General features: G+C 37.9%; 23 protein-coding genes and 1 pseudogene. 14 read left to right on the plus strand and 10 right to left on the minus strand.

Annotation, left to right across the window (positions count from 1 at the left end; translation table 11 throughout):
* The first annotated feature begins 220 nt into the window (after positions 1-220).
* The 5 genes from FJR38_RS07960 to FJR38_RS07980 all read left to right on the plus strand — a co-directional run bounded on the left by FJR38_RS07960 (position 221) and on the right by FJR38_RS07980 (position 5,048).
* Positions 221-1,219: an SDR family oxidoreductase gene (locus tag FJR38_RS07960; protein WP_168493179.1), complete on the plus strand. Its 999-nt coding sequence runs from the start codon at positions 221-223 to the stop codon at positions 1,217-1,219.
* A 106-nt stretch (positions 1,220-1,325) separates the two neighbouring features.
* On the plus strand, positions 1,326-2,243 hold the full coding sequence (locus FJR38_RS07965) for an NAD(+) kinase (protein ID WP_168536327.1): 918 nt from the start codon (positions 1,326-1,328) through the stop codon (positions 2,241-2,243).
* Positions 2,244-2,751: 508 nt separating this feature from the next.
* Positions 2,752-3,465, plus strand: a complete 714-nt coding sequence (nblR, locus tag FJR38_RS07970) for a response regulator transcription factor NblR (protein ID WP_168536329.1) — start codon at positions 2,752-2,754, stop codon at positions 3,463-3,465.
* A gap of 177 nt (positions 3,466-3,642) precedes the next feature.
* On the plus strand, positions 3,643-4,161 hold the full coding sequence (locus tag FJR38_RS07975) for a DUF192 domain-containing protein (RefSeq protein WP_168536331.1): 519 nt from the start codon (positions 3,643-3,645) through the stop codon (positions 4,159-4,161).
* 695 nt (positions 4,162-4,856) lie between these two features.
* Positions 4,857-5,048: a DUF2949 domain-containing protein gene (locus FJR38_RS07980; RefSeq protein WP_168493183.1), complete on the plus strand. Its 192-nt coding sequence runs from the start codon at positions 4,857-4,859 to the stop codon at positions 5,046-5,048.
* 92 nt (positions 5,049-5,140) lie between these two features.
* Here FJR38_RS07980 and FJR38_RS07985 read toward each other — a convergent pair whose 3' ends face one another.
* From FJR38_RS07985 to lpdA, 5 genes are all read right to left on the minus strand, one after another.
* Entirely contained in the window at positions 5,141-6,292 is a 1,152-nt protein-coding gene (locus FJR38_RS07985) for an alanine--glyoxylate aminotransferase family protein (RefSeq protein WP_168536333.1), read from the minus strand.
* Positions 6,293-6,560: 268 nt separating this feature from the next.
* Positions 6,561-6,806 carry a DUF5340 domain-containing protein gene (locus FJR38_RS07990; RefSeq protein WP_168493185.1) on the minus strand — a complete coding sequence of 82 codons (246 nt, stop codon included), beginning with the start codon at positions 6,804-6,806 and terminating at the stop codon, positions 6,561-6,563.
* Positions 6,807-6,940: 134 nt separating this feature from the next.
* The gene (trpC, locus tag FJR38_RS07995; RefSeq protein ID WP_168536335.1) at positions 6,941-7,822 is read right to left on the minus strand and encodes an indole-3-glycerol phosphate synthase TrpC; all 882 of its coding nucleotides are present in this window, start codon (positions 7,820-7,822) and stop codon (positions 6,941-6,943) included.
* 82 nt (positions 7,823-7,904) lie between these two features.
* Positions 7,905-8,288: a four helix bundle protein gene (locus FJR38_RS08000; RefSeq protein WP_168493187.1), complete on the minus strand. Its 384-nt coding sequence runs from the start codon at positions 8,286-8,288 to the stop codon at positions 7,905-7,907.
* Positions 8,289-8,331: 43 nt separating this feature from the next.
* Complete coding sequence (gene lpdA / locus FJR38_RS08005) at positions 8,332-9,762, minus strand: dihydrolipoyl dehydrogenase (RefSeq protein ID WP_168536458.1); 1,431 nt, start codon at positions 9,760-9,762, stop codon at positions 8,332-8,334.
* A 374-nt stretch (positions 9,763-10,136) separates the two neighbouring features.
* Here lpdA and FJR38_RS08010 point away from each other — a divergent pair, with 374 nt between their 5' ends.
* From FJR38_RS08010 to FJR38_RS08025, 4 genes are all read left to right on the plus strand, one after another.
* Entirely contained in the window at positions 10,137-11,246 is a 1,110-nt protein-coding gene (locus FJR38_RS08010; protein WP_168493188.1) for a hypothetical protein, read from the plus strand.
* A 36-nt stretch (positions 11,247-11,282) separates the two neighbouring features.
* Positions 11,283-12,011 (plus strand): hypothetical protein, encoded by a 729-nt coding sequence (locus FJR38_RS08015; RefSeq protein WP_168536337.1) that lies wholly within the window; start codon positions 11,283-11,285, stop codon positions 12,009-12,011.
* A 178-nt stretch (positions 12,012-12,189) separates the two neighbouring features.
* Positions 12,190-13,680, plus strand: coding sequence for a UDP-N-acetylmuramoyl-L-alanyl-D-glutamate--2,6-diaminopimelate ligase (locus FJR38_RS08020; protein ID WP_168493190.1), 1,491 nt, complete (start codon positions 12,190-12,192; stop codon positions 13,678-13,680).
* Between the two features lie 252 nt (positions 13,681-13,932).
* Positions 13,933-15,300 (plus strand): DICT sensory domain-containing protein, encoded by a 1,368-nt coding sequence (locus tag FJR38_RS08025; RefSeq protein ID WP_168536339.1) that lies wholly within the window; start codon positions 13,933-13,935, stop codon positions 15,298-15,300.
* Between the two features lie 185 nt (positions 15,301-15,485).
* Here FJR38_RS08025 and acs read toward each other — a convergent pair whose 3' ends face one another.
* On the minus strand, positions 15,486-17,456 hold the full coding sequence (acs, locus tag FJR38_RS08030) for an acetate--CoA ligase (protein WP_168536341.1): 1,971 nt from the start codon (positions 17,454-17,456) through the stop codon (positions 15,486-15,488).
* A 275-nt stretch (positions 17,457-17,731) separates the two neighbouring features.
* Here acs and FJR38_RS08035 point away from each other — a divergent pair, with 275 nt between their 5' ends.
* The 5 genes and pseudogenes from FJR38_RS08035 to FJR38_RS08050 all read left to right on the plus strand — a co-directional run bounded on the left by FJR38_RS08035 (position 17,732) and on the right by FJR38_RS08050 (position 21,038).
* Positions 17,732-18,424, plus strand: a complete 693-nt coding sequence (locus FJR38_RS08035) for a hypothetical protein (protein ID WP_174763515.1) — start codon at positions 17,732-17,734, stop codon at positions 18,422-18,424.
* A gap of 66 nt (positions 18,425-18,490) precedes the next feature.
* On the plus strand, positions 18,491-18,913 hold the full coding sequence (locus FJR38_RS08040) for a hypothetical protein (RefSeq protein WP_168493193.1): 423 nt from the start codon (positions 18,491-18,493) through the stop codon (positions 18,911-18,913).
* 24 nt (positions 18,914-18,937) lie between these two features.
* A pseudogene (locus tag FJR38_RS29260) lies at positions 18,938-19,118 on the plus strand (hypothetical protein); the annotation flags it as partial.
* Positions 19,119-19,266: 148 nt separating this feature from the next.
* Positions 19,267-20,469: a helix-hairpin-helix domain-containing protein gene (locus FJR38_RS08045; RefSeq protein WP_168536343.1), complete on the plus strand. Its 1,203-nt coding sequence runs from the start codon at positions 19,267-19,269 to the stop codon at positions 20,467-20,469.
* A 2-nt stretch (positions 20,470-20,471) separates the two neighbouring features.
* Positions 20,472-21,038 carry a DUF4365 domain-containing protein gene (locus FJR38_RS08050; protein WP_168493196.1) on the plus strand — a complete coding sequence of 189 codons (567 nt, stop codon included), beginning with the start codon at positions 20,472-20,474 and terminating at the stop codon, positions 21,036-21,038.
* A 380-nt stretch (positions 21,039-21,418) separates the two neighbouring features.
* On the opposite strand, the gene FJR38_RS08055 is transcribed toward FJR38_RS08050, so the two are convergent.
* From FJR38_RS08055 to FJR38_RS08070, 4 genes are all read right to left on the minus strand, one after another.
* A complete protein-coding gene (locus tag FJR38_RS08055; protein ID WP_254449390.1) occupies positions 21,419-22,225 on the minus strand; it encodes a superoxide dismutase in 807 nt (268 codons plus the stop codon).
* 46 nt (positions 22,226-22,271) lie between these two features.
* On the minus strand, positions 22,272-22,622 hold the full coding sequence (locus FJR38_RS08060) for a phage holin family protein (RefSeq protein ID WP_168493198.1): 351 nt from the start codon (positions 22,620-22,622) through the stop codon (positions 22,272-22,274).
* 176 nt (positions 22,623-22,798) lie between these two features.
* Positions 22,799-23,830, minus strand: coding sequence for an AI-2E family transporter (locus FJR38_RS08065; RefSeq protein ID WP_168536345.1), 1,032 nt, complete (start codon positions 23,828-23,830; stop codon positions 22,799-22,801).
* Positions 23,831-23,960: 130 nt separating this feature from the next.
* Positions 23,961-25,301: a mechanosensitive ion channel family protein gene (locus FJR38_RS08070; RefSeq protein ID WP_168536347.1), complete on the minus strand. Its 1,341-nt coding sequence runs from the start codon at positions 25,299-25,301 to the stop codon at positions 23,961-23,963.
* Between the last annotated feature and the right edge of the window lie 216 nt (positions 25,302-25,517).

Below are 25,517 nucleotides of genomic sequence, written 5' to 3' on the forward strand. Positions count from 1 at the left end.
GCAGGGGCGCAGGGCGCAGGGGAAAAAATTTCTTTCTTGTTTCGTCTGACTCCTGTAAGGGCGAAGCATTCGGAAAATAGCCTTGACAAAAATGGATAATTTATCCCCCGAATGCTTCGCCCCTACGACTTCTTTCTCCTTAAAAAGATGTAAAGTTTTATTTAGATAACTAATTCTGTTAAGATTCTTTTCATAAACATTAAAATATATAACCAACCCCATGACATTATTAATAGTCGGTGCAACTGGCACCTTGGGAAGACAAGTGGCTCGTCGCGCAATTGATGAAGGTTACAAAGTCCGCTGTCTCGTTCGGAGTCCTAAAAAAGCTGCTTTTTTGAAAGAATGGGGTGCAGAACTGGTAAGGGGAGATTTATGTAATCCTCAAACCTTACCAGAGGCCTTAGTAGGTGTAACCGCAGTCATTGATGCTGCTACATCCCGTGCTACAGATTCACTGACTATTAAACAGGTTGACTGGGATGGGAAAGTAGCATTAATTCAAGCAGCTAAAACTGCTGGTGTAGAAAGATTTATTTTCTTTTCAATTCTCGATGCCGATAAATACCCGAATGTACCGCTGATGGAAATTAAGCGATGTACAGAAGCATTTTTAGCAGAATCAGGTTTAAATTATACCATTTTACGGTTAGCCGGCTTTATGCAAGGGTTAATTGGTCAGTATGGTATACCTATTCTTGAAAAACAGCCTGTGTGGGTAACAGGTACATCTTCGCCTATTGCCTATATGGACACCCAAGACATTGCTAAATTCGCTGTTCGGGCTTTGAGTGTGCCAGAAACCGAAAAACAAGCCTTCCCTGTCGTGGGAACTCGCGCTTGGAGTGCAGAGGAAATTATTAATCTTTGTGAACGGTTATCTGATAGAGATGCAAAAGTAACACGGATGCCCATAGGCTTACTGCGGACTGTGCAGAACTGTTTACGTTTCTTTCAGTGGGGATGGAATGTGGCTGATAGATTAGCTTTTACCGAAGTTTTAGCCAGTGGGAAAGCTCTAAATTCAGAAACAATGGACGAAGTATATACTGTCTTTGGGTTAGATAAAGAACAAACTACCACCCTGGAAGTTTACCTCCAAGAATACTTCAGCCGGATTATGAAGAAGCTGAAAGAGTTAGATTATGAGAAAGCTAAAACCAAAAAGCAGAAAAGTAAAAAAACTCCCTTTAAACAATCTTCCAAAATCAATAGCTAGAAAGATAGACATAGACAATAGATTTCTCACAAATGATTGAGGAATGCTATATAGTAGTCCAAAATGTGTTAAAAACATTCAATATTTGGGTATGGAATTGTAAACTGTGCCGAAAGCAGGCATCATCTATAACGACGTTAAACCGGTAGCGAGTCATGTCGCTATCGAACTGAAAGACAAACTCACCGCGGCTGGTTGGGATGTCTGTGTCACCGCGAGTATCGGTGGTATATTAGGCTATCCTCAACCAGACAGTCCTGTTTGTCACACCCCTATTGAAGGTCTTACGCCCCCTGGCTTTGACTCAGATATGAAATTTGCAGTGGTGTTAGGGGGAGATGGAACTGTGTTAGCAGCATCACGCCTAGTCGCCCCCTGTGGTATACCCATGCTGACAGTTAATACTGGTCACATGGGATTTTTGACGGAAACTTATCTCAACCAATTGCCCCAAGCCATAGAACAAGTAATGGCGGGTGAATACGAAATTGAAGATAGAGTCATGCTCACTGTCAAAGTTCTCCGGGGAGATGCAGTGACATGGGAAGCCCTTTGTTTAAATGAAATGGTGCTACATCGAGAACCTTTAACTTGTATGTGCCATTTTGAAATTGCAGTGGGGCGACATTCACCAGTGGATATTGCGGCTGATGGGATTATTGTTTCCACCCCTACGGGTTCTACAGCTTATTCATTAAGCGCAGGTGGACCAGTAATTACTCCTGGTGTCCCTGTATTACAGTTAGTACCCATTTGTCCCCATTCCCTAGCTTCTAGGGCTTTGGTGTTTCCCGATAATGAACCAGTTAATATCTATCCTGTTAATATTCCGCGATTAGTGATGGTAGTAGATGGAAATGGTGGATGTTATATTTTGCCAGAAGATCGGGTATATATGGAGCGATCGCCCTATAGCGCCCGGTTTATTCGTCTCCAGCCACCAGAGTTTTTCCGTGTTCTCCGAGAAAAATTAGGTTGGGGTTTACCGCATATTGCTAAACCCAATTCAGTAGAATTGCCTTAGTTGTCAGTGATTATTGGTAAAAACTTCAGTTTTGAGTGTTTTTCCAGAATTACTCGTCAGGTGATGGTATTGGGAATAATTCAACACGAGTCAAACAATTTTAAATTTTAGCTTGACTCCATTCTTTAATTCTGGCGCTTCGGCAAGAGAATTGGGATTTTTCCCATACTTAAAACCAGCGTATGAATTGGAGATTTTGAATCATTCAAGCCAGAATTCTCAATTTGAAATCTAAAATTCGGTCAGAAGTCAAGAGTTAGAATCTAGTAGTTACTGCATATTGCAGGTACATGAGGTACATGAGGTACAAACTGACAATTAAAACATGACTCTAGCGTTAAACATCAACTGACTTTTCATCCTGACTCGTTGAATTCTACTGTATATCATTTGAGATTTTTGATTGTCAAAGGCAGACTGCATCGGCTTTGTGTCTTTTCATTAGTTGCAATCATGATGCAAATTGGTATAAAAATTTCAAATTCCCAATCCAATCACCCAGACTGCTATGATAGCTGCTCAAAATTCCTCTGTTTTTGTGTTGGTAATTGAACCCGATGAAACTTTAGCTAATCAGTTAGCTTTTGACTTACAAGAAGCTGGCTATGATGCAATTGTGACTCATGATGCAGCCAATGGACTAGAATACTGTCGTGATGATTATGGTGGTTCTAACCATCGTCAACCCGCTCTAATTGTTGTAGATAGAATGCTAGTGGGAGAATCAGGACTATCTCTATGTAAAAATCTCAGAAACATGGGTAATCGTTCTCCTGTACTGGTTTTAATGGCTAGAGATACCGTAGATGATCGTGTAGCTTGTCTAGATGCTGGTGCTGACGATTACATCCTAAAACCTTATCGTTCAGAAGATTTTTTAAAGCTAATTCGTCTCTATCTCAAACCTGATATTGATACCACAGAACAATTACGCTTTGGCGATTTGGTATTGGATATAGGAACACGTCGCGCTATTTACAACAGCAAGGCCATTGACTTAACCATGAAAGAATTTGAACTCTTAAAATTCTTAATGGAACATCCCCGTGAAGTATTAACCCGTGAACAAATTTTAGAAAATGTTTGGGGTTATGACTTTATGGGTGAGTCTAATGTCATTGAAGTATATATTCGTTATCTTCGCCTCAAAATAGAGGAAGAAGGCCAAAAACGCCTGATTCAAACAGTGCGCGGTGTAGGTTATGTATTAAGAGACTCTTGAAATCGAGAAACGAGAAATAAAATCTAAATTTGTGGGCAATTTTGCAGAAATTAAGTAGAATAATCAAAATCTAAATTCCAGTACATAAGCTCGTGGCGATTAGGGAAGAGGTGATTTAGGAAAATTATCACTTTTTCCCTAATTCTTGTACCCTATTTCCTGTTCTTGGTATTACTTATGATTTCTTGGCTTAGTTTTTGTTCAATATTACTCAGTATTCTACTAATGGCCTGTTCACCACCCACAACAGCTAAATCTCCCTCTGTGACAATAGAATCACAAACCCAAGTACCAGTAAATGCAGGTCAAAATTTACCAATTTCGGCTGAAGCTTCTCTTCCTCAAGGGACAAAAATTCAGTTAGAAGTAGCGCAAACACAAGCACAACAAATGATGGGTTTGATGTATAGACCGGCTTTACCAGATAACCGAGGAATGCTGTTTGTTTTTCCTTCAGCACAACCCGTGCAATTTTGGATGAAAAATGTACCTGTTGCGTTAGATATGGTATTTCTCCAGAAAGGTGTAGTTAAGTATATACAAGTAGCTGCTCCTGCTTGCGATAGAGAACCTTGTCCTACCTATGGTCCGAATGTCCCCATAGATCAAGTGATTGAACTTAGATCAGGACGAGCAGGAGAATTAGGTTTAAAGAAAGGAGATAGGGTCAAAATTGATTTTTTAACCCCTCGGTAAACAGGGTATGATTATCCACTATATGAAGAGCGAAAAAAGTCCTCTGCAAGTAATAATCCCTGGAGTCGCCGAGTCATAACTTTTGTCAAATCAAGCATTGGATTGTCTAAGCATGATCTGATTTGGAGATAGCATGAGTCTTGATTCGGAATCTTTAACTGATAAATAATTATTCTGACAAAAAAAATATTACATAACCTAGCATAAATAGCAGTGAAGAGGTTAATATTTATCAGTAGTGTGAATAACATCGAATTTTAGGTTTTTTTCAGTTAAAATCACGACTTCAGAGTGAAGTAGCAAAAATCTCCCTTTTGGCGCAAGTGTAAATAGGCGCGAATAGCGGAGTATAGGCTATGAAATCTTTGTCACTTAAAAAAAAGTAAACAAGCGGATGTTAAAGCTAACGCTAACATCACGGGTAAAGTATTTCCTAATTCTTATCCTGACTAGATATAGGAGCTACTGTATTAAGGGTTTTCCCCTATTGTTATCAATAGGGTGGCGTAGTATTACCTTCAGTAAGGTTAATGCTTTACAAAAGGGTTATTGAGAAAAATACATATTTTTCTATACAACTTTTAACTCTTGAATTACTTGCAAGAGCGTAACAAATAAGATACTGGCTATAACAATACCGAGAAATGGATAAGCAAGCCCTAACTATACACTCTACCCAAGGAGGTGAGAGACAAATGACACCATCAAGATATTCACGGCTGATTAATTTTCTCCAGGAAGATTTGGCAATTTCTACGGCTTCTCTGGCTGTAGCATTACGTAATCGGGATCAAGATCCCGGTTCTTTAACAATGACTCTTTGGCAGTATGGGCTAATTACTCTAGAACAGTTAGAACAAATTTATGATTGGTTAGAAACGGCATAGGTGACAGGTGACAGGTAACAGGTGACAGTAAATAGGGAAGAAGTAGCAATTACCCATTACCCATTACCCATTACCCATTACCAGTTTAATGACTATTGGGCAAAAACTTTTGCTGCTGCTGCGATACCAGCACCGGGGGTGAAGCTTTCATGACCCACTTCTGGGAGAACAACTTCTAGGGAGGCGATACAGCTCAGGATATCGCGATCGCTCACAAAACCCAAGTGACCTATGCGGAAAATTTTATTACTCAAATGGTCTTGACCACCTGCTAAAGCAATATCAAACCGTTTTTTCATCAAAGACCGAATTTTATCTGCTTCGATTCCTGGGGTAGCTACAGCGGTAATAGCAGGACTGGCACAATTATCACCAGCAAATAATGATAAATTTAACGCTTTCATTGCTGCACGAGTAGCATTTTTTTGGCGTTCATGACGGGTAAAAATGCCTTCCAATCCTTCCTTCTTCATCATTCCCAAGGTGGTGTGTAGTGCCACCATTAAGTTAACAGGAGGAGTAAAAGGAGTGGTATTTTTAGCGGTAGCTTTGCGATATTTACCTAAATCTAAGTAATACTTGGGCAATTTCGCGGTTTTGTAGGCTTCCCAGGCTTTGGGACTGACGGAGACAAATCCTAAACCGGGAGGAATCATATAGCCTTTTTGAGAACCGGACGCGACTACATCTAGTCCCCAAGCGTCTACAGGGACGTTGTAAGCCCCTAGACTGGTGACAGCATCAACTATGATCAAAGCCTCACCATGTTCTTTAACGTGGCGGTTGATAGTTTCTAGGTCATTAATCACACCAGTTGAGGTTTCGCTGTGGGTGATAATGACAGCTTTGATTTCTTTGTTGGTATCAGCTTGGAGTTTGGCTGCAAATTGGGCTGGATCTAAGGGTTGTCCCCATTCTGCGGTGACAGTTTCCACATTTAAACCAAAAGCTTGACCGACTTCTACCCAACGTTCACCAAATTTACCATTAGAACCGACTAATATGCGATCGCCTGGAGAAAGGAAATTAATGATTCCCGCTTCTACTGCACCAGTACCGCTGACGTTTAACATCAATACATCACTTGCTGTTTGATGTAACCATTTGAGGTTTTCTGTCACCTCTCCCATCATGCTACTAAATTCACCAGTCCGGTGGCCAATGGGGTGCTTGGCCAATGCTAGTAAAGCTGCTTCTGGTACTGGGGTAGGACCAGGAATCATCAGCATCAATTTATTATCCATTTGTATTTCCTAAAATTTCAATACAATACAAAGTAACCCCTACAGGGGATAAAAACACAAAAAACAACCCACAAAATCTATTGTGGGTTTCGCTACACCGTATTTTTGGCGCTGCGCGTCGTCAATAAGCTTTTATTGTATATTACCAGGTTGAGCTTATTGAAAGTTGGATTGGGAATTTTAGATTTATGATTGATTTTTCTGGTAAGTTTGGCACAAAATCCATGGTTTTTACGACATGGTTTTGTGTTGTTGAAATATATATTCATCACGAACAATCAACTTTATTCCCAACATGATTAATAGACCAACGGTGATCAATAATTAGCGAGGAAGATTGAAAAGTTTCTTCTAGTCGCTTTTGTTGAGATGCGGCTTTTCGCAGGGTAATAATCAGTTGATTGACTTGATTGCGGAGGTCTTGGTTTTGACCGATGGAAGTCATTGTTTGCTTTTCTAAAAGTTGAAGTATAAGTTCGTAATGGATAGGAGAGGGTAAAGGAATTGGCTCCATGTAGTTTATTGTAAAATTACAACTTGGGGATTTTTAATTTACTTTTAGTTAAAGTTTAGCTAATCCCAAATTAATTGTTACACAGGAAACAAATAATTGCTGTTAGGCAAGAAACAAAAGGCAATAGTTTGTGATTAAGCAAATAGATTGGCGATCGCTAATTGAGGATCTGGTTGTTTCACCAATGATTCACCAATCAGTACAGCGGCTGCACCTGCTGTTTTAACTACACTTAAATCCTCCGGGTGATGCAATCCTGATTCACTAACTACAAGGATGTTCTTTGCTTGCAATTGTTCACTTCTGGCTGTCATTAACTGACAAGTAGTTTGCAAATCAACAGAAAAATCTTCCAAATTGCGATTATTAATCCCGACTAAAGAAACTCCATCTAAAGCTAACACCCGATCTAGTTCTTCTAAGTTATGAACTTCTATTAAAGCCACCATTTTCAAGTTTTTAGCGATTTTAATAAAGTATTGCAAATCTTGATCATTGAGAATTGCTGCTATTAATAAAACTGCATCTGCACCATGAATTCGCGCCCAATACATTTGGTAAGGATAGATAATAAAATCCTTACATAGTAAAGGTAAATCCACCGCAGAACGGACTAAAGATAGATTTTCAAAACTACCTTGAAAAAATTTGACATCTGTGAGGACAGAAAGACAACTAGCGCCACCTGCTTGATAAGATTGAGCGATCGCTACTGGATCAAAATCTGCTCTTAATACCCCTTTACTAGGAGAAGCTTTTTTCACTTCAGCAATTAAAGCCGGATTAGTTTTACCTTGACGCAAAGCAGCGACAAAATCCCGAATCGGTGGGGCTGTAAGGGCTTTTTTCTGCAATTCCCGCAAAGGCAGTTTTTCCCGCATTTGCTCAACTTCTGTTTCTTTGTGCCAAACAATTTCTTCTAAAATATTATTTGGTGCTGCCCCTTCTATAGCGGAATGATATTGAATTATAGAAACATTAATAACCGGGCTAGGTGAACGACGACGGATTTGCATATTTGTTAGTTGTCAGTTGTCAGTTGTCAGTTGTCAGTTGTCAGTTGTTAGTTGTCAGTTGTTAGTTGTCAGTTGTTAGTTGTCAGTTGTCAGAGTTTTTTTCTGAAATATTGCCAATGGAGTTAAGATAAGCGTTTAACTTAGGAGAAAGTTCATCAATGATTGGTTTGAGCCTATTTACTTCTTCATTTGTTAACAGATTTCGTCTATAAGCTCGTCGCAACCAATGTCTAGTTTCATTTAAAGAACCTCTCGCTATTCTAACGAAACGGCGATTATCCTGAAAGTTATACCTACCACAACCTTCTGCAATATTTGCGCCAATACTATCAACAGAACGGACTATTTGCTTACCAATTGTTGCTTTAGGAAATTCATCCCAATGAAGAACAATGTTCCAAATCTCATCAGCTAATTTCTCTGCTAATTGGTAAACTAGCAAATTCTCGAAGTTAGATTTCGCCATTTTTTCAACTGACCACTGACCACTGACCACTGACAATTGACTACTAACTTACCAAAGCTCGTTTATAAGCTTCATCGATAACTTCTGAAAGCGTTGGATGAGCGTGAACCAAGTAAGCGAGACTGTGGATAGATTGACGGTTAGCAACAGCGGCTGCGGCTTCATGAATTAAATCGGAAGCATGGGGTCCAAAAATATGTACTCCTAGAACTTCGCCCGTATCTTTGCGGTAAATAACCTTTGTCATCCCATCAGTATCTTTTTCCGCTAAGGCTTTGGAATTACCTTTAAAGTAACTCTTACTGGTGGCAATTTCAAAACCTTCAGTTAATCCTAAAGTTTCGGCGGCGGCTTCTGTCAAGCCCACATAACTAACTTCTGGGTGGGTAAAAGCAGCGGCAGGAATGCTGCGATAGTCAACTATTCTTTGACGACCCATAATATTTTCTACAGCAATGATACCTTGAGCAGATGCAGCATGAGCTAACATCATTTTCCCGGTAGCATCACCAATAGCCCAGAGATAGGGGATAACTTCTCCGGCTGATAATACCGCCATATTGTCATTAACTGGAATGAAATTGCGGCGGTCAAGTTCGACATTAACAGATTCTAAACCAAGATTTTGAGTAGCGGGAACACGACCTGTAGCGACTAAACAAGCATCAACTTCCAGAACTTCTAAATCTTCTTTAGTCTCAAAGTCAGCCAACTCAATGATTACTGGTGAACCAGGAATAACTTTTTTGGCATAGATACCGACTTTAGTTTCAATATCACGGGGGTTAATTAATACCCGTTCTGCCAATTTAGCAATATCCCGGTCAAATCCTGGCATTAACTCGTCTAGGGCTTCAATCAAAGTGATTTCACAACCTAAAGCCGAGTAAACATCAGAAAATTCTAACCCGATGTAACCGCTACCAATAATTGCCACCCATTGAGGGAGAGTTTCTAATTTAACGCCTTGGTCACTGGTAAACACAGTTTTGCCGTCTACTTCAATTCCTGGGGGAACGAAGGGGACAGAACCGGGAGAAAGGATGATATTTTGGGCTGTGATGGTTTTCTCACCTTGATCTGTGACAATGGTAACTTTTTGTGTACCTGCTACCTTACCCCAACCCTGGATAATATCAACTCCCAAGCGTTTGAGACTATTGGTTAAATCTCCTTGGATTTTGGAGACGAGATTGTTAGCATGATCAGCGATCGCTTGCCGCTCAAACTCGACATTACCAATTTGAATGCCCAAAGACTTGAGGTGATGGGCATTGCGTAATTCCCTCACTTTTCCCGAAGCTGCCAGTAATGCTTTAGAAGGAATACAGCCCCTGTTTACACAAGTTCCTCCCATATCCGCAGCTTCAATAATCGCTGTTTTTAGACCGCAGCTGATAGCGTGTAAGGCCGCACCATGTCCACCTACACCAGCGCCAATAATCACTAAATCGTAATCAAATCCAGCACTCACTTTTGTTTCCCCGTTTTCTTCGCCTATTGTCAATTTAACTTTTTTTTGTGAAACTTTCTGGAAGTTATCAGCCACAAGCCTAACCCATAAATAGGGATATTTTTGATAAATTCGCCATAATTATCAACATTTTCTGTAAGGATTTTACATTGTCAACTCTTCTATGATCAGTCTCTACAGATAACTGGAATTTTGCTAAATCTCACCAGGCTCGGTATGCTTACATTTATTTTGAACGCACCCTGCTTTATATAGCTATAGGGGATTACAGCATTATAAGCTAAAATTTAGCACTAAGAAAACTTTGATTTTTCCCGGAATTACGAGTATAATTTCGTATGATTTAATAGTGTATAAGTGTGAGGAGCAATACTTTGACTAAACACAAATTTTCCCAAGTAATTTCAACTAATTGGGTTCGGTTCATTAGCACACCCCTCTTGAGTTGCCTTTTATTATCTACAACCATCTCTCTTAAGCCAGCCTCTGCTGCTGAGAGCTTATTTCCTAAAAACAGCAGCTATGAATTAACTACTAATAATAAACAAACAGTCCTCACTGATTTGAACCTGAAGCCAGAAGCATTTGCTGTTGAATTTAGCAAACCACTCAAGCTAGAAAAACCAAAAATTATCGCCCAAACAGATTCCTCTAGCAGTATAGGTGATACATTTGTTCCAGCAAATAAACTGTCGGATATTCAGCAGCAAAAACCAAAAACTATCGCCCAAACAGATTCCTCTGGTAGTGTTGGTGATACTTTTGGTGAATCCAACAAACTACGTCAGGAACTACTAATTGAGCCTATTGTTGAAGGCGGCAAACCACCATTAGTTGCTGCACCTTCTTCCAGTGCTGGTACTCCCACTGCTTATGGTGCAAATTGGGGACAAGCTTTTATCGGTGGTGGACTATACTTTCCTTTTGATGGTGATGTAGATGGTTCTTTGTCCGTTGGTTTCGGGTTAGGAAATTCAGTTCAATCCGTAGGTTTGGAAGTTGCCACTAATATTATCAGTGTAGGTGGTCAAGAACCTAACTTTGGTGACTTTGGTGATAGCGGAACTATTGGATTAAAGTTACACAAATACCTGCCTAATAGTGGAACAGGAGTAGCTATCGGCTGGTCAAATGCCATTAAATGGGGAGAAGCAGATATTCCTCAAGAGACTATCTATGGAGTAGTTACCCAACAGTTTCAACAGTTAACAGCTTCTGTAGGTGTTGGTACTGGTAGCTATAGATCCAAGGGTGCAAGAAACAGCGGTGATAATGATCTTAATTTATTTGGCAGTTTAGGTTATAGACTTTCTCCAGCGGCCTCTTTGATTAGTAGTTGGACTGGAAGTAGTTTGAACTTGGGTGCGTCCTTTGTTCCCCTGAAACAAACACCTTTAGTCGTTAATGCTATTTTCACTGATGTGAGTGACAACATCAATAGTGCAGGTTTTAGTCTCAGTGCAGGTTATAGTTTCCAGTTCTAATATCCGAGTTTTTTCACTAAAATTTAAGGCAGAAGCATGATTAAGCAAAAATTGACCTTGAGCGTGGGTCTTGTTTCCTTATTATTAGGTTCTTTAGTAGCTTTTCCTCACAGAGCAAATGCCGGTCAAGTTGTTGTTCCTGGTACAACTCCAGATTCATCTACAACTTCTGGTGATACTTTCTCTATTACTACAATCACCACAACTGTAATTCAAGGATTATCTGGGGTTATTAGTTCACCCGGTCCTGTCCGGGGTTCTTTTGTTTTAACAGTTACACAGACTATTCAGATTGCGTTGAATAGTTTTGCTACTAATCTATTTAGCCAAACTACAGTTACCACTACTACCATTAGAGGTCAGGTGCGCGAACTGTTTACTCGCAGGGGAGGAAATACTCCTGCGTTGGCTAGTAGAACAACAACAAATTTACTAGGTTATGGTGTTAGCTCAATACGGGTAAGTACCTTATTTGTTGCACTATCAAATGTTTGTGTACTTACACAAGCATCTACTCCAGGTACTCCTGTAGCTCAGTTAACACCTGAATTAGTAGCAAGCACTAAGGGACTAAAAGCAGATTCTCAAGTTGCTCAAGCTGGTGATTTAGCAACTGTAGATATCAATAAGCTAAATGAAGCGATTGAGGCATACAATGCCATTGTCAAGGAAAGTGATCCTGTTACTCTTCAAAAACTCTCACAAGATGAGACTTTCGTAGAAATTGGTAGAATTCTCAAAGAATTTAGAGCAAGTTTGGTATAAATTTTTAATTGGATTAGATAGAGACTTTAATTACCATGTTTTTCTACAAAAGACATGGTAATTTTTTAATAAATAGCTGGTAAAAATTAAATATGCGTTTTCCATGGCAAATCTCTCCCAATAAATAAAAAATAATGTTTAAATAAGCGCAAGACAAGCTTGTGGCGAGGTTCACTAGATGAAATTGCGGGAATTATTAGCGGCTGTAGATGGGATTGAGTCTGTAAATATACCGGATATTGATATTCAAGGACTGAAAACGAATTCCCATGCTTGTACTATGGGAGATTTGTTTTTGGGAATGCCAGGAACTAGAGTAGATGGTGGGGAGTTTTGGCCTGGTGCTTTGGCTGCTGGTGCAGTTGCAGCCATTGTTTCCTCAGAAGCATTTGGGAAAAATCCGCCTACACCAAACTCTGTGGTAATTAGCGCCGATAATATGACAAGAGTCTGCGCTCAAATAGCCGCAACGTTTTATGGTTATCCTGGACAAAAACTGAAAATGGTGGGTGTGACAGGGACAAATGGTAAAACTACCACTACTCACTTAATTGAATATTTCTTAACTCAATCTAATTTACCAACGGCTTTAATAGGCACACTTTACACGCGCTGGCCTGGTTTTGAAGAAGTTGCTGTTAATACCACTCCTTTTGCTGTGGATTTGCAGCAGCAATTAGCTAAAGCCATAAATGCTGGTTGTGAAACTGGGGTAATGGAAGTTAGTTCTCATGCTTTAGCCCAGGGTAGGGTATTAAGTTGTGCTTTTGAAGTGGGGGTATTTACTAATCTTACTCAAGATCATTTGGACTATCACACAGATATGGAGGACTATTTTGCAGCGAAGGCGTTGTTATTTAGTGCTGATTATCTGCAAGGACAGGCAATAATTAACCTTGATGATGCTTATGGTAAAAGATTAATTGCGTCTTTAAATCCAGAACAGGTTTGGAGTTATAGCGTTAACGATCATACTGCTGATTTTTGGATGAGTGATTTAAATTACCAACCCAATGGTGTGAGTGGAATTTTACATACTCCCAAAGGAAATGTCGATTTTAGTTCGCCTTTAGTTGGTCAATATAACTTAGAAAATCTTTTAGCTGCGGTGGGGACGGTTGTCCATTTGGGGTTAGATTTGCAATTGGTAGCAAATGCTATTCCTGCATTTCCCGGCGTTCCTGGACGCATGGAACGGGTGCAAATTAACTCTGTGCAAGATATTAGCGTCATTGTGGATTATGCCCATACTCCCGACAGTTTGGAGAATTTGTTGAAAGCTGCTCGGCCGTTTATTCCTGGTAAGATGATTTGTGTATTTGGTTGTGGGGGCGATCGCGATCGCACTAAACGTCCGAAAATGGGTAAGATTGCGGCAGAACTTGCAGATGTAGCTGTGGTAACATCGGATAATCCCCGCACGGAAGATCCAGAAAAGATATTACAGGATGTATTGGCAGGTATTCCTGATATGGTACAACCATTAGTTATCAGCGATCGCTCTACTGCAATTCGGACTGCTATTTTACAAGCTCAACCCGGAGACGGTGTATTATTAGCTGGTAAAGGTCACGAAGATTATCAAATTCTCGGTACTGAGAAAATCCATTTTGACGACAGGGAACAAGCGCGGGAAGCTTTAGCACAAAGAATCAACAACCAGAATTAGATCATTAATTTTGTAGGGGTGGGGTTTCCCCACCCTTCTGAATTAGTTGTTGTATAATTTCCCTTTTTGAAAGTATAAAATCTCTATAAATTCTTACAGCAGATTGCAGATTTTGGTAGGTTGGGTTGAACAAAATACGGGCGAAGCATTCGGAAAATAAAGTTGGGAAAAACCGATAATTTATCGTCCGAATGCTTCGCCCCTACTATTCCTGCTGTATGAAATTATAAAATTATTAATTGTAGTTAACTCATGAAATATTCTCTTGTTGACGATTTATCTGTTTATAATTTGACACTGAATGTCTCAAAATCTACTACACCAATATTTTTTACTCCTGTTACACTCCTATCAATAATTAGAGCCAAAATTGATTTACTAATTGAACAGCAAATTGCTGCCACAATATTAGTCAAATTACCACCGGGAAAACTTTGGTATTCCGAAATAGAACGCTATCAAAAATGCGAGAATCTTTCTAAAAATATTTATAATTATCAAACTAATAAACAAGAATTTTCTGATCTTTATATTAATATAGAATTACTAGCAGATAATCAATTGAAAAATGAATATTTTTTATTGATTTTATCACCAGAATTTTGGAGTTTAATGGTAGCTGCAAGACAAATTCCAGAAAATCAAAGTCGGGAAAAAATTAAGTCTCAGAAAAAATCACCATTATTAACTATTAATACTTTTGAATGTGAGATTATTCAGGAAGTTGTTAATGAGATTAAACGAGTAAATCCGCCTGATGTACCTCCCATATTTACTGATTTTATTTGTCCATATCCGCCACAAGTCAGGCTGATCAATCAGTTATGGATTAAACAAATACAACGACAAGAAGAAATAAACCAACAAACCATAAATAAACAAATAATAAAAGTTCGACAAAATCATCAAAATATAGATAACAAAGAATATCTTCAAGATGAATACTTAATTAATATTTGTCAGGAATTGCGGACACCATTAACACATATAAAAACAGCATTATCATTATTGAATTCACCGCAGATAAAACCACCACAACGACAACGTTATTTACAGATGCTTAATCAAGAATGCGATCGCCAGAGTTCTCTAATTACTGGCTTATTGCATTTATTGGAATTAGAACGTAATTTAGCCGAAACCAAATTAGAAGCGGTTAATTTATCGGATATTATTCCTGGTGTAGTTAGTACATATCAATCATTAGCACAGGAAAAAGGAATTATGATTAGTTCCACAATTCCTAACGATATACCATCTGTTTATTGTGTTAACGGTGGCTTGAGAGAAATTATGATTAATCTACTACATAATAGTTTGAAATTTACTCCCACCGGTGGTCAAGTATTAGTATCTGCAAAATTACAAGGAGACTATATTCTTTTAGAAATTCGTGATACAGGAATGGGGATTCCTGAAAACGAAATTCCTAAGATTTTTGATCGTTTCTATCGAGTGAGAACAGGAATATCTGAAGATTTCAATGGTGCTGGATTAGGGTTAACAATTGTTAAACAGTTACTCCGTCATTCTCGCGGTTCAATATCTGTAAAAAGTAAGTTATATGCAGGTTCTAATTTTATAATTAAATTGGCAATTGTTAATCCAAAAACAGAATAAACAGGCTGCTTATAAATGGCAAATGTCATGCGATCGCCATTTATAAACAGCCTAGTACCGCAGGGCGGAATTAAAAATTAAAAATTAAAAAAGCAGATAACACAAGCTTTTTGAGAATTCTTAATGGTTAATTGATTTACGCCGTTGTGTACTAGTGACTGGGCGCAGACCCTGCGCCCCTACGACTATGAACCTTCTCGTAATTTATCCAAAACACTGCGGTCTTCCAAGGTTGAAGTATCTCCTGATACCTCTTGACCAGCAGCTAGATTCCGCAACAACCGCCGCATAATCTTACCAGAACGGGTTTTTGGTAAAGCATCAGTAAACCTGATTTCACCAGGACGGGCGATCGCGCCAATTTCACTAACAACGTGCTTTTTCAGTTCCTTACTCAACTCCTCACTGGCTTGATAAGTCCCTTCCAAGGTTACAAAAGCTACAACTTCTTCCCCTTTCAAATCATCCGGTTTACCGACCACCGCAGCTTCCGCCACCGCAGGATGAGATACTAACGCAGATTCTACTTCCATTGTTCCTAAGCGGTGTCCAGAGACATTCAGGACATCATCTACGCGCCCCATTACCCAGAAATAGCCATCCTCATCCTTTCTTGCACCATCACCAGCAAAGTACGTATAATTACCATCTTTGGGCGGAATATGTTCCCAGTAAGTCCGCCGAAAACGATCAGGATCACCGTATACAGTCCGCATCATTCCTGGCCAAGGATGACGAATGGCTAAATAACCACCTTCATTTTCGGGAACAGAATTGCCGTCTAAATCCACCACATCCGCAATAATACCAGGGAAAGGACGAGTTGCAGAACCTGGTTTAGTGGGAATTGCCCCAGGTAGGGGTGTAATCATAATCCCACCGGTTTCCGTTTGCCACCAAGTATCCACAATTGGACAGCGTTCACCACCAATGATTTTGTGATACCACATCCAAGCTTCGGGGTTAATGGGTTCACCGACAGTTCCCAGTAATCGCAGAGACGAAAGATTACGGGATTTGGGATGATGTTCACCCATTTTGATAAAGGCGCGAATTGCTGTAGGTGCAGTATAAAAAGTAGTTACGCCGTATTTTTCAATTACATCCCAGAAACATCCAAGATTAGAAGCACGGGGCGCACCTTCATACATGATTGTGGTTGCACCGTTAGAAAGGGGACCATAAACTATATAGCTGTGTCCCGTAATCCAACCTACATCGGCAGTACACCAGTATACATCAGTTTCTTGGAGATCGAAAATCCATTTCGTGGTGATATGGCTGTATAAGTTATAACCGCCTGTGGTATGAACAACGCCTTTCGGTTTGCCGGTACTACCAGAAGTATAAAGGACAAACAGCATATCTTCGCTGTCCATTGGTTCAGCGGGACAATCAGCGGAAACGCCTTGTTGTAAATCGTGCCACCAATGGTCACGTCCTGCTGACATCTGGGTTTTTTGATTTGTGCGTTTGACAACGAGGACATCTGTCACGCTGGGAACTGCATCATGCTCTAAAGCTTTATCTACCTGTTCTTTAAGAGGAACAATTGCATCTTTGCGCCAACCACCATCGGCAGTGATCACTAACTTAGCTTCGGCATCATTCAAGCGATCGCGTAAAGCTTCAGCACTAAATCCACCAAAAACAACGCTATGAGGTGCGCCAACTCTCGCACAGGCTAACATAGCTATGGCAGCTTCGGGAATCATCGGCATATAAATACCAATGCGATCGCCTTTTTTTGCTCCCAACTGTTTTAATACATTCGCAAACTGGCAAACTTCCCGATGCAATTGGGCATAAGTCAGCGTCCGTGAATCTCCCGGTTCTCCTTCCCAAATCAATGCTGCTTTATTTTTGCGCCAAGTAGTGAGATGTCTGTCAAGACAGTTGTAAGAAATATTAATCTTACCGTTTACAAACCACTTAGCAAAAGGTGGTTGCCAATCTAGTACAGTGTCCCATTTTTTAAACCACTCTAACTCAGTTTCTGCCAATTTTGACCAAAATAGCTGAGGATCAGCTTTGGCTTCATCATAAAGACGCTGATAGTCTTCAAGGCTTTTAATATTTGACTGTTGCGAAAAATCACTAGAAGGATAAAAGAGCCGTTTTTCCTGTAGGATAGATTCTATAGTCGGTTGAGACATGGTGATTTATGCTAATGAGATTGTGACTGAAAACTATTTTTAACTGAGTTGTGGTAAATAATCTTTAGATTTTTATGAAGTTACATCCACTGTAAAGATTATTTACTGATATGCTGATCTAGTATTACTCTAGTACGAGAATTAATTAACGCTGAATTTCTCAATGCAGCCGTCACATAAAATAATGATGATGTTTTTAACAATCCTGTTTACTGACCAATTTCAATATAAATTTTTAGCAACTGAGTTAGTAGTGTTCTACAATAGGGTATAGTTTGCAAGCAAAACAAATTAAGGATAAATTAAATCTACTGATCGAGCAAGCTTCTGGAATAGATCCCAATCTCACCGTAAAATTAAGAGAGATCAACCGTTGGATCAGACATATCAAGCTTGGTTCACTGACATCTAAACCAATCGTCGTAGCTTTTTTGCTAGAAGTAATTACGGACTCTAAGGTTTGGTTGGCTATTAAATCCTTACCTTCTGAGGAAGACCAAAAATTACAGTTTGAGCAAATGACAGCCAATGAGCGATATTGGTATGGTTGTCTATTTCCCAAATGGATAAATGCCACAGATACCAAATTTTACATTTGGAAGAAAAAAATGATGGCAGGGGAGTTTAATCAGGCTGATAGTGATATTATTAAATATATAGCTCAGGATATTGTCCATCATGAAGGGGATTTTTGGCGGCGTTATATAGCCGACCTTTCTATGGCAACAGACCTAATTGTTAGCAATCATCAAAATAAACCACTTTGTATTCAAGTCACAAGTGTTAGCGAAGAATTCCATAGCAAAAAATATCAAAATTGGCAAAATGCACTGCAATTGTGGGAAATCGAAAGAGGATTGTTTCTCAGTTACAATCCCAAAGAACATGATTTTATCAATCAGTTAGTTAATGTCGCGCTGTATAACAGTGATCATCTCGCGGCGGGGAAGTATGTGAATTTCTCCTGATTCCCAAGTATTGAAATCGAAGTCTGTGTCCTAGCCAACATCATTAATCCGCGGAAAATACCATTTATGGTTAACCAACAACAAACTAATAATAGCGCCCAACTCGAAGATTTGACCGAAGCTTTAGCAGCAGCCCGGAGAATGCAGCAAGATTGGCTAAATTATGGATTAAATTTTGTTCATATTTATGTAGAAGATGTTGAAGGTGATTGGCTAGAAACCTGGGGAGATGATGAAATATCTAATTCTTTGTTCGATGCTCTGAAAGATTTTTTAGTAAGTGATGATGATGTAGCTATCAAGATTAGAAAATATATAGGAGATACATCACTGTTCGATTTGGCAGTTAATTTAGAGGAATGTTTGAGAATTTCTAGAGAACATGACAAAACATCTGCTGTCAAAAATGTGTTAGCTAATGATCTTGATCTAATGGATGATCTAGAGTTATTAGATTTAGCTAATAATTTGGTAGATAAATTACTGTAAAAAATAATTCTTATAGGACTTACGCACCATAATAATGAGATTGGAGCGATCGCTCGTCCTGGTGAAATCAGGTTTACTGATGCTTTACTGAAAACCAGTTCTGGTAAGATTATGCGGCGTTTGTTGCGGAATTTGGCAGCAGGACAGGAAATATCGCAGTGTTTTGGATAAGTTGCAGGAAGGGTTAATTTATAATTTAGGTTAGTTTCGCGCAAAGACGCTAAGAAGCAAAGACGCAAAGTGTTTTTTGTGTCTTTGCTTTTTTTTGCTCTAAAGTAACTTAGAATTAATGAGTGTTAAGATACACTGTATAAAAGCAAGTTACTTAATAGACCCCAACTGAATTTATTTTTATGGTTAATGCAAAACAAGAGGCGATAACAATATTACATGAGGCTTTAAAAGAGTTAGAATCACCAAAGGGTAGTGTTACATCAGGTGTTCAAAAACTCTTGCGTGTTGCTCAAATACTGGATGAAGAGTCAATCGTAGTTTGGTGTGAAATCCATCTTGGTAAGCAAGATTATATATTTCCTTTAAAGGATTACTCTAATTTTGTGATACGTCAGTACAGAAATGAAAATGATCAAGATAAAAAAGAAGAAAATATAATTCAAGCCACAGAATTTCTTCAGCAAAGATATAGAATCAAAATTAACCAGGATATCGACAGAGAAGATATTGGTTTTATGGTGGATCATTATGGAGAATTTGGATGCCAAAGTATAGGTTTTTTAGAATCTAAATATGGAGAAATGGTAACAAATAAAAAAGAGAAAGATGATATTGACCACAAGTATAATTTATTAGAACGAATATCTCATGTAAAAAGAAAAGCTCATGAAAAGGCTTTGAATCTTTTTAAAAAATATGTATCTACAGATATAATTAAAACCAATTTTGATTTTCTCAAAGAGGAAGTTGATGATAAACTTCTAGATTTAAATCCTGAACTTTCCGAAAAGCTGATGATTGCTTTTAAATCTGTTTCTAGTGAGAATCCAGAAGAATGGTCACACGCTTTAACTTCTTGTAGACGACTTATTGAAGGGCTTGCAGATGAACTTTTTCCACCAATTGATAATAATGTAAATGGCAGAAAACTAGGTCAAGAGCAATATATAAACAGACTTTGGACTTTTATGGATAAAGCTATAGAAAGCGAAGCTAACAGAGAATTAGCTAAAACTCATATTGATTTTTTAGGTAGCTATTTACAAAAAACACATAAACTAATTAATAAAGGTGTTCATACTTCAATTACTAAAGTAGAAGCAGTTAAAACTGTTTTTCATACTTATTTATTAATTGCTGATCTTTTAGGTTATTTAGATAAAAGTTTTGTTAGCAGAGAAATTAAACCTAATATCTATAAAGCAACACAGCATGAATTAGAAAGTATACTAAATATTCAACGAACAACAGCAAAACAAATTATCAAATTGCGAGTAGAACATGGTACATTTACACCCGAATTACTAGGAACTATTCAGGGTATAGGGTCGAAAACAGTTGCGAAAGCTCAGGAATTATTTTCATTTGATTTAATTGAATAATTATGAACAATAAAGAACCCTGGTATATTGGCTTACGTTCAGAAGCTTTGTCAGTTGTATACTTAACTCGTCGTGATGACTTAATTGTTTCTAAAGATAAACAAAATCAAGGCTTAGATATTTTGGTTTCAATTACCAAAAATACTAAGAATGTAGATTCTATTGATAAATATTTTGGGGTGATAGTAAGAGGTACACAATCTAGTGCAAACCCTATACAAGATGATGAGATTTGTAATGTAGATTCTAAGGAATTGATATCAATAGCTAAAAAATTTAATTTTCCAATATGTCTATTTTTCTTCACCTTAGATAAAGATAATGATCATGGTTACTATAAATGGATATTAGCACCAATCATTGATAGGCAAAACAGAAAAAAATTAAACTTGAATCCAAATCTCAAATTTAGAAAATTAACGAAACAAGCAATAAATGATATTGTTTTTCTAGTTAATCAATGGTATGCAAATCAACCAAATAGTTATATAATTAATGATATTACTAGCCAAATTCCTCAAACAGAATGGGAAAAGCTACCATCTGATATGTCAAAAAATTTAGATTAGAGTATTCCAAGTAAAAAAATGCCCAATTGTCATTGCGAATGGAGCGGAGCGGAATGAAGCAATCTCTGGTTTTGGATCATTTATTGTTTGGAACACTCTTACTATTTATATGGTTCACCCAAAAGTGAAGAATGAAAAAAGTATTTAGGGATATTTTAGATATGGGTAAAAATAATAATGTTAATAATAGAAAATCTTACTATATATGCGCGGACAGATTACCACTCATAACATGAATATAGCGTATATTTTTCGTCTTGTCAAGTCTTTAACTATAAAATCCCTTAAGTTTCTTGCTCATAATAGCAAAGATAAACCCCTGGTTATACCAATTGTCAATAAACATTTATGCAGTCTGATGCACCCTACAACTATTAACTTTATTGTGAAGATACCGCCTGTACTCGCCGATTAATTTCCGTCCAGTTCACCACATTCCACCAGTTATTGAGATACTCAGCACGACGATTTTGATATCTGAGGTAATATGCGTGTTCCCACACATCATTACCCATAATAGGATACAAACCATCCATGATAGGACTATCCTGATTTGGTGTAGTCACAATTTGTAGTTGATTTTGGGGATTACGCACCAACCAAACCCAACCACTCCCAAATCTGTTTCCACCGGCTTCATTAAACTGTTTTTTAAAAGCATCAAAACTACCAAAAGTTTGATTTATCTCTTGGGCTATTTTTCCCGTTGGTTCTCCACCACCATTGGGACTCATGATTTGCCAGAAAATTGTGTGGTTAAGATGACCACCACCGTTGTTCCGTACCGTCTGCCGAATATCCTCTGGTACACTATTTAAGTCACGCAGTATTGCTTCTACACTTCTACTTTTCAACTCAGGATGCTTTTGCAATGCTTCATTTAATTTATTAACGTATGCACTATGGTGTTTGTCATGATGCAGCTTCATCGTTTGGGCATCAATAGCCTTTTCTAAAGCATTATCAGCGTAAGGTAATTTTGGTAACTCTGCGGGAGAAGCACTTAGTTCTCTGTCAGGATAAGCTACAGCGAAAAATTGAGTAGTAGCAACAACGTCTTGTACAGGTGTTGTTATGGAAGTTGATAATTCTGTTATGGGTTCAACTTGACAAGCAAATAGTAAAGATACTAGACAAACTCCTGTTATAAACAACATAACTTGTTGTTGTAAAAATTTCATGATCATATACTTCATATTTACTAGCAATGACAATGGAACACTTGTTTTTTTCTTAGGTAAGTGGTGCTATGAGTCTCAAGAGAATTGAGTTAATGATTGCTAAAGCAAGTGAGCCAAGAAAGGCACTCCAAAAACCGTATCTTAGGCGAAATCCAGGTACTAAAGCAGCGGATAAACCAAAGATAATGGAATTGATCACAAAGAAAAATAAGCCCAAAGTAATAATAATAAATGGTAAGGTGAATAAAGTTAAAATAGGCAGTAACAGTGCATTCAAAACCCCAAAAACTGCGGCGGTAATTAATGCCTTACCAAAGCCGTCTATTTCTACTCCTATCGGTAGTCGAGAAATAATTAAAAAACTGATAGATGTGACTAACCAAGTAATTATTAAACTAACCATAAGAAATAGTCCTTTGATAATTTATAATTGACAATTGACAGATAACTCCTTCCTTTCTTCTTCCTCCTTTCTCCTGACTGGGCGCAGAACCTGTCGCCCCTACCTCCTGACTCCTGACTTCTATATTTAGAATCGAAGAATTGTTGTAGGTAATCATCTATCAAAAAGATGAGTTTTTAATCTGCCTTTAACTCATCTATTTCAAATAGACTAATAATTACTCCAGCAATGGGAACAGCGAGAAAAACTCCTAGTAAACCTGCGATTCTAGCACCTATTAATAATGCGAAAAACATCACAACTGGATTAATATTTAATGAACCTTGCATAATGCGTGGCATTAGCAAATTCTCTTCTACTTGTTGAATTAAAATACAACCTATTAATACTTTTATACTGATCCAAATTCCTTGAGGTAAAACAATTAAAGCTACAATGCTAATTCCTAATGTCGCTCCAATGCCTGGAATTAAGTCAAAAATTCCAGCAATAGCTGATAAAATTAATGGATAAGGAATTTGCAAAATCAAAAAGACAATAAAGGCAGAAACTCCAAAAAATACAGATAAAATTAACCGTCCCCAAAAAAAGCCTAAAAAGTTTCGCTGGATAGAAATAGTCAAATTATTACGCAGATATTCAGGGAAAAGTTTGAGAACAAAATACCAAAGACGTTCACCATTTAGCAACATAAAGAAAGCTACCACAGCAATCAAAATTATGTCAATGAGACTGGAAAATAATCTTTGAACTGTAGCGAAACCAATACCAATTCCTTCTAAAGCTTGAGTTCGGATTTGTTCTTCAACAGCCGTTAAATTTACTTGTAAATTCCACCTAGCTAGGAAAGTTTCTAGTCTTTTTAATAAAGATATGAGAAAATCTACAAAGTCTGGAAATTGACCGAGTAAGTCTTGTCCTTGAGATAAAGCAGTAAAACCGATTGTGAATGTAAAAATAACCAGAATTGACAGACTTATTAAAAATACTAAAATAACGGCGAAACTGTGGGGCAAAAAACGCTGTATCCACTGCACAGGATAATTAAGCAAAAATGCTACAATTGCTGCTAAGATAAAAACGATAATTACTGTGGAAAAATAAGCTAAAACTTGGACTATTACCCATCCAAGGGCAAAGAGCAATAGGTAGTGAACTAATTTATTAGTACCTATTTGTTCTAATGAATTCTTTACTGAGTTGCTCATTTGTATTTGACATCTACCATAGGTTATACTAATTTATAATTTTCGTTTTTTAGGAGAAGTTGGCTATATTATCTATAATTAATATACTAATCCAAAAAATGTTTAATTAAATAAATTTTTATCATCTTAGTTAATTAACGTGATGGTTATCAATAAATGGTGGTAAACCTCGTAACCTGACAGTATAAATATCTGTTGGCATTTCCACTCCTGCTTGCATTAATGCTTCTTTAATTGATTGTGCTACATGAGAAGTCATTTCTAGAAATGGCAACCGACGAGAATCAACCCAAAATCGTACTTCAATATTTACTGTACTTGCAGCAAGTTCACGCACTAAAATATCCGGTGTTGGTTCTGATTCAACTCCTTCGACTCTCAAAACTGCATCATTAATAATTTGTTTTGCTCTACTAATATCTGAGTCATAGTCAATCCCCACCATAATTGAGCTACGGCGATGAGTACAAGCAGTATTATTAGTAATAATAGCTCTAAACACTTCCTGATTGGGAATAGAAACTACACGGCCATCATAGGTTTTTAATGTTGTTGCTCGCAACTGAATTTGAGTAACTGTACCTTCAAATTCTTTAATCACAATTTGGTCACCTAAACGAAAGGGGCGAGATGTTAATAAAACAATTCCCGAAAAATAGTTACTTAATATATCTCGTAAACTAAAACCAATTGCTACACTTGTTAATCCTAGAGTTCCTACTAAGGTAGCAAAATCAAGCCCCAAAACCCCCAAAGCAACAATTGTACCCATTACCCAAACGCTACCGTATACCAAACGACTCACAAGAATTTTAGAATTGCGGTCAACTTCCCACTGCTGGGAAGCAAATAGTGTAAAACGACGGACACTAGCAGCCATTATCCAAGTAGCAATTAAGGCTAAAAATGCACCTAAAAAGGAAGGTAGATTATCAATACTATCTCGCTGAAATTGGCGTGCAGTCCTGTATAATCTTCGCCCTATGTCAATTACTAAAGGTGGTTGTTCAAATGCTTTAGATAGTTGATTTGCCCACTTTTGTGCCAGAATTTCTACTGGTAAATTAAAGTCTTGTCCATCCTGTTTGGTAACAGTTATTAAAACCCGGTTGCCTATTTGTATGGTAGCAATACCCCGTGATTTATCAAAAACAACAGTAACATCTCTGCCTGATTGAGGTTGTGTCAAAATACCTGCAATGCGACGGTTAACTATTTGTGCGCGTTGTCTAGCACTCACATTACCCACACTACCAATTTGGAAGATAGGCTGTCCCCTCACAATAATATCAGCGAAAAATAACCCATCAATTGAAGTTGTTTTTGTTTTGTTTGGTTGAGGTGTTGCCGGATTCAGGGGAATTTCCTGTGTTAGTCCTTTGCCAAAATTTATGAGGAGTAAACAGGAAACAATAAATACGGTTGTTTTTGCAGGCAATTTGGGTTTACCAAAATTAAAGGTGTGATTCATTATGTTTTTTTTTAATAACGTAAAACTGCTATAACAGGTGTGTTGTTTTTGTCTGGGAATTTATGTGTGATTAGGTTCTTACCGTTTTAGATAAATTAACTTGACACTTAGTAATTACTCAATTACCTAAAGACATATTTTATAAATTAACAATTGATTAATTTGATTTTAATCATTGTAGAGACGTTTTTCATACAGGGATTCTTTGAAGATGTT

Origin of the sequence: Anabaena sp. UHCC 0253, assembly GCF_009712085.1 — a bacterium.
Taxonomy (GTDB): domain Bacteria; phylum Cyanobacteriota; class Cyanobacteriia; order Cyanobacteriales; family Nostocaceae; genus Dolichospermum.